A 13,684-nucleotide genomic window follows, 5' to 3' on the forward strand; every position below is an offset into this window, starting at 1 on the left:
TCGGTTAAGTTTATTTATCAGTTGCTACGTAGATTGGACCTGCAAAAGGTTTTAATCCACTATTTCTTAAATTAATAACGTAATAGTAAGTTCCGGTTGGGACTTTTCCTGAGCTTCCTACAGACGAGCCATGAGCATCGCCATTCCAGTCGTTTTGGTAATTATTGTTTTTGTAAATCTCTGCACCCCAACGATTGAATATCTGTAATTCAATTACAAATCCACAGTCTTCTACACCAGTTATGGTAAAGAATTCATTATAACTATCACCATTTGCCGTCACAGTTTTGGATATAACAACATCTTCAGCACCGCAAGGTAAAACGACACAGTCATCGTCAACCGTTACAATAACTTCTACTTCTGTTGGACAAGGTCCTTCGGTAATAGCATACATAAATGTGTATTCACCAACGTCTACAGAAGATGGATCGAATAAACTTCCATCTATAGTGGCATCACCAGACACAACACTCCAAGTACCGTCCATGCTAAAGTCACCAGATAGTAAATCGAATAAATCAAACTCAGCATCTAGTAAGCATCGACTTGCATCAAAGGCATCAATAACATTGCTAATTTCTACAGTAATGTTTTGCGTGAACTCTGCAACATTACCACAATCATCAGTGACAGTCCATGTTCTAATGATAAAATAATCTTCAAAGTCGTTAGTCTGTGTAGAACTTTCATTAAAGGAAACACTAATATTATTTGAACAAGCATCTTCAAAGACTAAATTCGGCACTTCAGGAATAGCATCACATGAAACTATAATATTCTCATCAAATGAATTAACCATAGTAGGTGCTGCAGTATCCTGTACTGTTATAATTTGAATGTGGATGGTATCATTTCCACAAGCATCTGCAGCAGTCCACGTACGCTCAATAATATAATCACCCATACAAGCTCCACTGGTAATTTCCTCTTCAAAAGTTACCGTAGCATCACCACAGTTGTCATTTGCTGTTAAGGTTTCAGCTGTAGGAACCGCATCACACTCCACAGTTACATCTGCAGGCAGTGCTTCATTAAACGTTGGTGCCGTAGTATCCTGAACTGTTATCGTTTGTGTATGAACAGTTTCATTGCCACACGCATCAGAAGCCGTCCAAGTGCGCGTTAACGTATAGTCGTTATCACAAGTACCAGCCGTAGTCGTTTCTTCAAGAGTTACCGTAGCATCGCCACAGTTATCATTAGCAGTTAAGGTTTCAGCTGTAGGAACCGCGTCACACTCAAACGTTACATCTGCAGGCAGTGCTTCATTAAACGTTGGTGCCGTAGTATCCTGAACTGTTATCGTTTGTGTATGCACAGTTTCACTGCCACACGCATCAGAAGCCGTCCAAGTGCGCGTTAACGTATAGTCGTTATCACAAGTACCAGCCGTAGTTGTTTCTGCAAAAGTTACCGTAGCATTACCACAGTTATCATTAGCAGTTAAGGTTTCAGCTGTAGGAACCGCGTCACACTCCACCGTTACATCTGCAGGCAGTGCTTCATTAAACGTTGGTGGAGTTGTATCCTGAACTGTTATCGTTTGTGTATGAACAGTTTCATTACCACACGCATCAGAAGCCGTCCAAGTGCGTGTTAATGTATAATCGTTATCACAAGTACCAGCCGTAGTTGTTTCTGCAAAAGTTACCGTAGCATTACCACAGTTATCATTAGCAGTTAAGGTTTCAGCTGTTGGAACCGCATCACACTCCACAGTTACATCTGCAGGAAGCGCTTCGTTAAATGTCGGTGGAGTAGTATCAACCACCGTGATCGTTTGATCAGCAGACACGCTGTTACCACACTCATCGGTTACTGTCCACGTTCTAACAATAGTTTTTGTATTGCCACAAGCTGCAGTTTCCACATCAGATTCAGTAATAGTTACTGTACCACAAGTATCTGCACCAGTAGCCACACCAGTATTAGCAGACGATTCATCTTCAGTACACTCAATTGTAATATCGGCAGGAACGTTGATTGTAGGATCCGTAGTATCAACCACAGTAATAGTTTGATCAGCAGACACACTGTTACCACACTCATCAGTTACAGTCCAAGTTCTAACAATAGTTTTCGTATTACCACAAGCTGCAGTTTCAACATCAGATTCAGTAATAGTTACTGTACCACAAGTATCTGCACCAGTAGCCACACCAGTATTAGCAGACGATTCATCTTCAGTACACTCGATTGTAATATCAGCAGGTACAGAGATTGTAGGATCCGTAGTGTCAACCACTGTGATCGTTTGGTCAGCAGATACGCTGTTACCACAAGCATCCGTAGCTGTCCATGTTCTTGTTATCGTTTTTGTGTTACCACAAGCTGCTACTTCAACATCGCTGAAAGTTACATTAGGAACTGCGCAATCATCAGTTGCAGTTGCAGTACCAGTACTTGCAGGTGATGTGTCATCAGTACATTCAACTGAAGTATCGGCAGGAATTGTTAATACAGGGTCGACTGTATCAATAATAGAATAAGTAGCTGTAGTATTTGCAGTGTTACCACACTCATCAGTAGCAGTAAATGTTACCGTAATAGCACCATTAGCACAATCTACGTCAGTATTAGCACCATAGTCATTAGACCATGTAACAGTACCACAAGTATCATTAGCAGTGGCGCCAGCATTATTAGCAAGCCAAGCTTCTAGTGTACCATCAGGCGCTACACCACATTGAATTACGATATTATCTGTATTTGTATTATCTATAGTCGGTGGAGTAGTATCAACCACAGTAATGGTTTGATCAGCAGATACTGAATTACCACACTCATCGGTTACGGTCCACGTACGAACAATAGTTTTTGTATTACCACAAGAAGCCGTCTCTACATCTGATTCCGTAATGGTAACTGTACCACAAGTATCTGCACCAGTAGCCACACCAGTATTAGCAGAAGACGCATCTTCAGTACACTCTATAGTGACATCCGCAGGAACGTTGATTGTAGGATCCGTAGTATCAACCACAGTAATAGTTTGGTCAGCAGACACGCTGTTACCACACTCATCGGTTACTGTCCACGTTCTAACAATAGTTTTTGTATTGCCACAAGCTGCAGTTTCCACATCAGATTCAGTAATAGTTACTGTACCACAAGTATCTGCACCAGTAGCCACACCAGTATTAGCAGAAGACGCATCTTCAGTACACTCAATAGTGATATCAGCAGGAACGTTGATTGTAGGATCCGTAGTATCAACCACAGTAATAGTTTGATCAGCAGACACACTGTTACCACACTCATCAGTTACAGTCCAAGTTCTAACAATAGTTTTCGTATTACCACAAGCTGCAGTTTCAACATCAGATTCAGTAATAGTTACTGTACCACAAGTATCTGCACCAGTAGCCACACCGGTATTAGCAGACGATTCATCTTCAGTACACTCTATAGTGACATCCGCAGGAACGTTGATTGTAGGATCCGTAGTATCAACCACAGTAATAGTTTGGTCAGCAGACACGCTGTTACCACACTCATCAGTTACAGTCCAAGTTCTAACAATAGTTTTTGTATTGCCACAAGCTGCAGTTTCCACATCAGATTCAGTAATAGTTACTGTACCACAAGTATCTGCACCAGTAGCCACACCAGTATTAGCAGACGATTCATCTTCAGTACACTCAATTGTAATATCGGCAGGAACGTTGATTGTAGGATCCGTAGTATCAACCACAGTAATAGTTTGATCAGCAGACACACTGTTACCACACTCATCAGTTACAGTCCAAGTTCTAACAATAGTTTTCGTATTACCACAAGCTGCAGTTTCAACATCAGATTCAGTAATAGTTACTGTACCACAAGTATCTGCACCAGTAGCCACACCAGTATTAGCAGACGATTCATCTTCAGTACACTCGATTGTAATATCAGCAGGTACAGAGATTGTAGGATCCGTAGTGTCAACCACTGTGATCGTTTGGTCAGCAGACACGCTGTTACCACAAGCATCCGTAGCTGTCCATGTTCTTGTTATCGTTTTTGTGTTACCACAAGCTGCTACTTCAACATCGCTGAAAGTTACATTAGGAACTGCGCAATCATCAGTTGCAGTTGCAGTACCAGTACTTGCAGGTGATGTGTCATCAGTACATTCAACTGAAGTATCGGCAGGAATTGTTAATACAGGGTCGACTGTATCAATAATAGAATAAGTAGCTGTAGTATTTGCAGTGTTACCACACTCATCAGTAGCAGTAAATGTTACCGTAATAGCACCATTAGCACAATCTACGTCAGTATTAGCACCATAGTCATTAGACCATGTAACAGTACCACAAGTATCATTAGCAGTGGCGCCAGCATTATTAGCAAGCCAAGCTTCTAGTGTACCATCAGGCGTTATACCACATTGAATTACGATATTATCTGTATTTGTATTATCTATAGTCGGTGGAGTAGTATCGACAACCGTAATGGTTTGATCAGCAGATACTGAATTACCACACTCATCGGTTACTGTCCACGTACGAACAATAGTTTTTGTATTACCACAAGCTGCAGTTTCAACATCAGATTCCGTAATGGTTACTGTACCACAAGTATCTGCACCAGTAGCCACACCAGTATTAGCAGACGATTCATCTTCAGTACACTCAATGGTAATATCGGCAGGAACAGTGATTGTAGGTGGAGTAGTATCCTCAACTGTGATCGTTTGATCAGCAGACACGCTATTACCACACTCATCGGTTACTGTCCACGTTCTAACAATAGTTTTTGTATTACCACAAGCTGCAGTTTCCACATCAGATTCAGTAATAGTTACTGTACCACAAGTATCTGCACCAGTAGCCACACCAGTATTAGCAGACGATTCATCTTCAGTACACTCGATAGTGATATCAGCAGGAACGTTGATTGTAGGATCCGTAGTATCAACCACAGTAATAGTTTGATCAGCAGACACACTGTTACCACACTCATCAGTTACAGTCCAAGTTCTAACAATAGTTTTCGTATTACCACAAGCTGCAGTTTCAACATCAGATTCAGTAATAGTTACTGTACCACAAGTATCTGCACCAGTAGCCACACCGGTATTAGCAGACGATTCATCTTCAGTACACTCTATAGTGACATCCGCAGGAACGTTGATTGTAGGATCCGTAGTATCAACCACAGTAATAGTTTGGTCAGCAGACACGCTGTTACCACACTCATCAGTTACAGTCCAAGTTCTAACAATAGTTTTTGTATTGCCACAAGCTGCAGTTTCCACATCAGATTCAGTAATAGTTACTGTACCACAAGTATCTGCACCAGTAGCCACACCAGTATTAGCAGACGATTCATCTTCAGTACACTCAATTGTAATATCGGCAGGAACGTTGATTGTAGGATCCGTAGTATCAACCACAGTAATAGTTTGATCAGCAGACACACTGTTACCACACTCATCAGTTACGGTCCACGTACGAACAATAGTTTTTGTATTACCACAAGCTGCAGTTTCCACATCTGACTCAGTAATGGTTACTGTACCACAAGTATCTGCACCAGTAGCCACACCAGTATTAGCAGAAGACTCATCTTCAGTACACTCTATAGTGACATCTGCAGGAACATTGATTGTAGGATCAGTAGTATCAACCACAGTGATGGTTTGATCAGCAGACACGCTGTTACCACACTCATCGGTTACGGTCCACGTACGAACAATAGTTTTTGTATTACCACAAGCTGCAGTCTCAACATCTGACTCAGTAATGGTTACTGTACCACAAGTATCTACACCAGTAGCCACACCAGTATTAGCAGACGACTCATCTTCAGTACACTCAATTGTAATATCGGCAGGAACAGTGATTGTAGGTGGAGTAGTATCCTCAACAGTGATCGTTTGATCAGCAGACACGCTGTTACCACACTCATCGGTTACAGTCCAAGTTCTAACAATAGTTTTCGTATTACCACAAGCTGCAGTTTCAACATCAGATTCAGTAATCGTTACTGTACCACAAGTATCTGCACCAGTAGCCACACCAGTATTGGCAGAAGACGCATCGTCAGTACACTCAATTGTAATATCGGCAGGAACATTGATTGTAGGATCCGTAGTATCAACCACAGTAATAGTTTGATCAGCAGACACACTGTTACCACACTCATCGGTTACGGTCCAAGTTCTAACAATAGTTTTTGTATTACCACAAGCTGCAGTTTCAACATCAGATTCAGTAATAGTTACTGTACCACAAGTATCTGCACCAGTAGCCACACCAGTATTAGCAGACGATTCATCTTCAGTACACTCAATAGTGATATCAGCAGGAACGTTGATTGTAGGATCTGTAGTATCAACCACTGTGATCGTTTGGTCAGCAGATACGCTGTTACCACAAGCATCCGTAGCTGTCCATGTTCTTGTTATCGTTTTTGTGTTACCACAAGCTGCTACTTCAACATCGCTGAAAGTTACATTAGGAACTGCGCAATCATCAGTTGCAGTTGCAGTACCAGTACTTGCAGGTGATGTGTCATCAGTACATTCAACTGAAGTATCGGCAGGAATTGTTAATACAGGGTCGACTGTATCAATAATAGAATAAGTAGCTGTAGTATTTGCAGTGTTACCACACTCATCAGTAGCAGTAAATGTTACCGTAATAGCACCATTAGCACAATCTACGTCAGTATTAGCACCATAGTCATTAGACCATGTAACAGTACCACAAGTATCATTAGCAGTGGCGCCAGCATTATTAGCAAGCCAAGCTTCTAGTGTACCATCAGGCGTTATACCACATTGAATTACGATATTATCTGTATTTGTATTATCTATAGTCGGTGGAGTAGTATCGACAACCGTAATGGTTTGATCAGCAGATACTGAATTACCACACTCATCGGTTACGGTCCACGTACGAACAATAGTTTTTGTATTACCACAAGCTGCAGTTTCAACATCTGATTCCGTAATGGTTACTGTACCACAAGTATCTGCACCAGTAGCCACACCAGTATTAGCAGAAGACTCATCTTCAGTACACTCTATAGTGACATCCGCAGGAACGTTGATTGTAGGATCCGTAGTATCAACCACAGTAATAGTTTGGTCAGCAGACACGCTGTTACCACACTCATCAGTTACAGTCCAAGTTCTAACAATAGTTTTTGTATTGCCACAAGCAGCAGTTTCCACGTCTGATTCCGTTATAGTAATTGTACCACAAGTATCTGTACCAGTAGCAACACCAGTATTGGCAGACGATTCATCTTCAGTACACTCAATGGTAATATCAGCAGGAACGTTGATTGTAGGATCCGTAGTATCAACCACAGTAATGGTTTGATCAGCAGACACGCTGTTACCACACTCATCAGTTACAGTCCAAGTTCTAACAATAGTTTTTGTATTACCACAAGCTGCAGTTTCCGCATCTGACTCAGTAATGGTTACTGTACCACAAGTATCTACACCAGTAGCCACACCAGTATTAGCAGACGACTCATCTTCAGTACACTCGATTGTAATATCAGCAGGTACAGAGATTGTAGGATCCGTAGTGTCAACCACTGTGATCGTTTGGTCAGCAGATACGCTGTTACCACAAGCATCCGTAGCTGTCCATGTTCTTGTTATCGTTTTTGTGTTACCACAAGCTGCTACTTCAACATCGCTGAAAGTTACATTAGGAACTGCGCAATCATCAGTTGCAGTTGCAGTACCAGTACTTGCAGGTGATGTGTCATCAGTACATTCAACTGAAGTATCGGCAGGAATTGTTAATACAGGGTCGACTGTATCAATAATAGAATAAGTAGCTGTAGTATTTGCAGTGTTACCACACTCATCAGTAGCAGTAAATGTTACCGTAATAGCACCATTAGCACAATCTACGTCAGTATTAGCACCATAGTCATTAGACCATGTAACAGTACCACAAGTATCATTAGCAGTAGCGCCAGCATTATTAGCAAGCCAAGCTTCTAGTGTACCATCAGGCGCTACACCACATTGAATTACGATATTATCTGTATTTGTATTATCTATAGTCGGTGGAGTAGTATCAACCACAGTAATGGTTTGATCAGCAGATACTGAATTACCACACTCATCGGTTACGGTCCACGTACGAACAATAGTTTTTGTATTACCACAAGAAGCCGTCTCTACATCTGATTCCGTAATGGTTACTGTACTACAAGTATCTGCACCAGTAGCCACACCAGTATTGGCAGAAGACGCATCGTCAGTACACTCAATGGTGATATCAGCAGGTACAGAGATTGTAGGATCAGTAGTATCAACCACCGTGATCGTTTGATCAGCAGACACGCTATTACCACACTCATCGGTTACAGTCCAAGTTCTAACAATAGTTTTTGTATTACCACAAGCTGCAGTTTCAACATCAGATTCAGTAATAGTTACTGTACCACAAGTATCTGCACCAGTAGCCACACCAGTATTAGCAGACGATTCATCGTCAGTACACTCGATAGTGATATCAGCAGGTACAGAGATTGTTGGTGGAGTTGAGTCTTCTACAGTTATTATTTGTTGTGCAATCGCAATATTATTACAGTTATCTGTTATAGTAAATGTTCTTTCAACTACTACAGGACAATTTGTTGATGTAATAACATCAATATATGTTATAGATGATATATTAAAATCATCAGAAGCATTATAATTTTGGTTATTAGTAAATGCACTTTTAATGTCCGAAGAGCCAGAATCATTAAAATTAAATACAGAATTTTCAGTAGTAATATCCGAAGTTGTACAACCTTGAATACTTACTGTATTTGGCACTGAAATCGTAGGGTTCTCAGTATCGTTTACACCAATTGTAGCTGTAATTGTGGTATTACAGTTATTCGCATCAGTAATAAAAACTGTGTAAGATCCGTCGGTTAAATTTTCAAATAAATTACTAGACTGATAATTATTGCCATTGTCGATAGAGTACTGATAAGGACTTGTTCCGCCAGAAGTATTAACAGTGAAACTACCACTTGATTCACCACTGCAATCTACATTAATTACATTAAATATGTTTGCTGACAATTGAGCACTAGGCTCGGTTATGGTAGCTTGATTTGTAATCTCGCAACCGTTAGCATCGGTAATCGTAACTGTGTAATTTCCAACACCTAAATTAGATAAATCTTGCGTAATTTCACCGTTATTCCACAAATAGCTGTAAGGTGTAGTACCGCCACTAACTTCTAAATCTATGGATCCAGAATTTTCTCCGAAACAAAGAATATTATTTGTATTTGCTATTGTAGAAGATAATTCTTCGGCTGGTTGGTTAATTGTAAAGCTATCAGAAATAGAACATCCATTTGCATCAGTAACTGTTACAGTATAAGTACCACCAAAAACATTTGAAATATCTTCTGAAGTTGCTGAATTACTCCAAGAATATGTATAAGGAGGTGTGCCACCAGACACTGTTATATCAATAGCACCTGTATCTTCTAACTTACAGGCAACATCAGTTATTTGAGCTGATAAATTAAGATTTTCAATAATAATTGGATTGTTTGTAAAAGAAGTAACACATCCAACATATTTGTTTCGCACTAGCAATGCGTAAGACCCTTCGCCTAGGTCACTAAAAATAGGTGCATCTTGATAAGTTGAACCACCATCGATTGAGTACTCAAATTCTGCACCAATAGGATTATCTACAGTTATAATAAATTCATTTGTTGCGCTACAACTTATGCTAAACGTTGGGTTTGGTGGAAGGTCAATATAGGATAGTGTTACAGTACCAGTATCACATACAGAAGTGTTAGGTGCTGGTAAACAAACTTCATAATCAAAAACAACATCACCTGTGTAACCAGGTGTCGGTACATAAGTATAAGTACCGTTAGAATTTAAATTAAATGATTGTCCGGCAGGTGAAGGACCAGAGACTAATGAATATGTTGAACCACTTGGAACATTATTCTGTTTATCTAGGTCACCGCTATGCGCTTCATCAATACAGTTTGTTTTAGTCTGATCAACCGCATATTTCTGTAAAATAAAAAACTTACCGTCACCGTGATCCCTAGTGGCGGCAACAAATTCAATTTTAGTTATTTGAGATCCCGTAGGTGCTAAATTATTAAGGTAAAATAAGGCCACACCTACAGTTTGACCGTTTTCATTACATCGTCCAGATTGCCAATAATCTGAGTTGGGTAAAGGTGGGCCAAAATTACAACCTGTGTAATTTCCAGTATTTCTTACAAAGGTTTCTCCTAATTTTTGTTCAGATCCACCTCCGGCAGGTGTCCCCCAAACTTCAATATAAAAACAGTTATTGGCACCTCTTTCTGTGACAGCGAGTACACCGCCTTGATTAGATGGAATTGCCGGACTGTAAAAGATGGTTTGTTTTTGAGCATCCGTCGTTAGGGCTGCATTAAAGTTTGAGCAGATGTTTCTACCATTAGGATTTGCTTCAAAATAATAATTAAGGTTTTTACTTTGAAATGCCTGTGTAGCACTTGCAATCCAATTGCCAGCATTGCTACTACCTGAAGCTATGCCACCATTTAATCTAATATTGTTAGGATTGTGTCCATCGGGTCCCAATCTTGTCATTTCATAACTAGAAGGCACAACAAAAGTGTTGTATACTGTACCATCAATAGTTACTGACTGAATGGTAGCAGGATCACTGTTGTTGGTTTGTGTGTCATCCCACTGAAATGTTACACCAGTCTGAATAGATGGTGACTGCTGGGCAAAAAACACATTTGGTAGTGTAACTAATAATACCAATAGTATACATTTAGTTATACTTAAGCCTGAAATACAAGTGTATTTGTTTCTCATACTGTACATAATATCTTAATATGTCTTTGGTGCATTAATTATTATGTGACTTTTTTACTTTTCTGATACAGACAGCATCTATCACTTAATATTTAAAGCAACACTTTTTGTTTTGTTAATTGCAAAAAATTAGAGGGAAGTATTATTAATGCAAATGAAATCTTGAATGGATTAATATATTTTTGATTTGGGGTCATTTACATTAATTTTACAAAACAAAAGAACTTATATCTAAAATTTTAAACAAACATTAGAGTTAAAGCGCCAAAATAGTCGTTAAAACGGAAATATGCAACATTTTGTCGAAAAAAAATGCTTTTTATCGAAATACTATGAAATCAATCACACTTGTTAGACACGGAAAATCCTCATGGGAATTAGATGTTTCAGATGCACTTAGACCATTAAAAATTAGAGGAGTTAACGATGCTAAATTAGTTGCTAATCAGTTTGTTAAGTTAAATGAGCTACCTAATTTTATATATTCTAGCTCTGCAGTTAGAGCTTTTTCAACTTGCAAGATATTTTTGGAGGTATTTAATTTGTCAGAAGATTCCGTATGTGTCACAGATGAATTATACGATTTTGGAGGTGAACGTGTAGTAAATTTTATTAAAAGATTATCCAGTAATTATAATTCTGTTATGTTATTTGGGCATAATCATGCTTTTACGTCTATAGCTAATATATTTGGTGATAAATTTATAGATAATCTTCCCACAAGCGGTCTAATTAAGATTAATTTTGACATTTCTAATTGGAAAGATTTAAAACAAGGAACCACTGAACTTATAATTATCCCTAAGGAATTAAGACATGACAAAATATAAAAACACATACATAAACAGAGAATTAAGCTGGTTACAATTTAACGCACGCGTACTGCAGGAAGCTGCAGACGAGCACGTACCACTTATTGAACGTCTGAGGTTTTTAGGTATTTTTTCTAATAACTTAGATGAGTTTTTTAAAGTTAGATATGCAACTGTTAAGCGAATTTATGATGCAGGAAAAGGCGGCAAAAGTGAGCTTGGCGGCATTAAAGCAGGCGAGTTGCTAGAAGAAATTACCGAGGTGGTTATTGAGCAACAACGAGAGAGTGTAGAAATTTTAAACCAAATTGAGCAAGAGCTTGAGAGTGAAAACATTTTTATTATAAATGAAACTGAGATAGAAAAAGATCATCATGAATTTATAAAAAACTATTTCTATCATGAAATCAGTCCGGCACTTGTTGTAATTATTTTAGACGAAGATGTAGACCTACCAGAACTTAAAGATAGTGCAGGCTACTTAACCATTAAGATGTCTAATTCGGGCGGAAAAGACCAATTTGCGCTTATTGAAATTTCTAAAAGCATGGAGCGCTTTATTGTTTTACCAAGTAGAGGTGATGCCAACTTTATAATAATGGTAGACGATGTTATTAGATATTGTTTAGATGATATTTTCAATATTTTTAAGTATGACTCTATTTCGTCCCATATGATAAAAATTACTAGAGATGGTGAGCTAGACTTTGATAGCGATCTCAGCAAAAGCTTTATAGACAAAATATCTCGTAGTGTAAAAGGACGACAAAGTGGTGATCCTGTAAGGTTTGTGCATGATAAAAATATAGCACAAGACACATTGAGTTTCCTTCTAGAACGGATGGAAATAGACTCCAAAGATAGTATTATCCCTGGCGGTCGCTACCATAACCGTAGAGATTACATGGATTTTCCGAGTTTAGGAAGGACGGATTTGCTATACGATAGGATAAAACCATTACCTGTTAAGGGTTTGAGTTTACAAGAAAGTATATTTACTTCAGTAGCCAAAAAGGATTATTTAGTTTACACACCCTATCACACCTTCTCTTATGTTGTTAAGTTTTTACGAGAAGCAGCTCTAGATCCAAAAGTAAGAACCATAAAGATTACAATTTACAGGCTGGCTCAAATATCTCATGTAGCTAGCTCGCTAATAAATGCTGCCAAAAACGGAAAGTATGTTACAGTTTCTATAGAACTAAGAGCCCGTTTTGATGAAGAGGCCAATATTAATTATGCAGAACAAATGCAAGATGCAGGTGTTAATATGTTATTTGGGGTTCCTGGATTAAAAGTGCATAGTAAAATGTGCGTAATAGAACGGGAAGAAGACCATAAGCTTAAACGCTACGGTTTTATAAGTACAGGTAATTTTAACGAGTCTACAGCCAAATTTTATACAGATTTTACACTTCTTACTTCAAACTCTAAAATCTTAAAAGACATAAATAAGGTATTCAACTTTTTAGAAGTTAATTACATCGTTAACAGATACAAACATATAATAGCTTCACCTCATTATACTAAAACTAAATTATTTTCTCTAATTGATAAAGAAATTGAGAATGCCAAAAATGGTAAAAATGCTTATATAAAGTTAAAGATGAACAGTATAAGTAGCTATAAGATGGTTGATAAGCTGTACGAAGCAAGCAGAGCTGGTGTTAAAATACAAATGATTGTGAGAGGCCTTTGCTGTTTAATACCAGGTGTCCAAGGCATGAGCGAAAATATTGAGATTATAAGCATAGTAGATAAGTTTTTAGAACATACACGCCTATACATATTTTCTAATAATGATAATCCTGCGGTGTACATATCTTCTGCAGATTGGATGACAAGAAATATTGAACATAGGGTAGAAGTGAGTTGTCCAATTTATGATGAAGACATAAAACAAGAATTACAAGATCTGTTTGAGATTTGCTGGAATGATAATGTAAAGGCTAGACATATTAATGAAAAACAAGACAATACCTACCGAAGAAACGATAAACAGAAAGTAAGAGCGCAGTTTGATACATATAATTATTATTTAAAAAAGTTAGAAGGATAA

At 38.5% G+C, this 13,684-nt stretch carries 3 protein-coding genes; 2 read left to right on the forward strand and 1 reads right to left on the reverse strand.

What is annotated here, in order from left to right; all coding sequences use genetic code 11:
• Window positions 1–10 precede the first annotated feature (10 nt).
• Window positions 11–10,813, reverse strand: coding sequence for a gliding motility-associated C-terminal domain-containing protein (locus BWZ20_RS01310; protein ID WP_076615215.1), 10,803 nt, complete (start codon window positions 10,811–10,813; stop codon window positions 11–13).
• Between the two features lie 332 nt (window positions 10,814–11,145).
• Between BWZ20_RS01310 and BWZ20_RS01315 the strand changes: the two genes are divergently transcribed.
• Together BWZ20_RS01315 and ppk1 are read left to right on the forward strand one after the other, a co-directional pair.
• The gene (locus BWZ20_RS01315) at window positions 11,146–11,643 is read left to right on the forward strand and encodes a SixA phosphatase family protein (protein WP_076615218.1); all 498 of its coding nucleotides are present in this window, start codon (window positions 11,146–11,148) and stop codon (window positions 11,641–11,643) included.
• The gene (ppk1, locus tag BWZ20_RS01320) at window positions 11,630–13,684 is read left to right on the forward strand and encodes a polyphosphate kinase 1 (RefSeq protein WP_076615221.1); all 2,055 of its coding nucleotides are present in this window, start codon (window positions 11,630–11,632) and stop codon (window positions 13,682–13,684) included. Before BWZ20_RS01315 ends, ppk1 begins: the two co-directional genes overlap by 14 nt.

It is taken from the genome of Winogradskyella sp. J14-2 (assembly GCF_001971725.1).
Lineage (GTDB): Bacteria > Bacteroidota > Bacteroidia > Flavobacteriales > Flavobacteriaceae > Winogradskyella.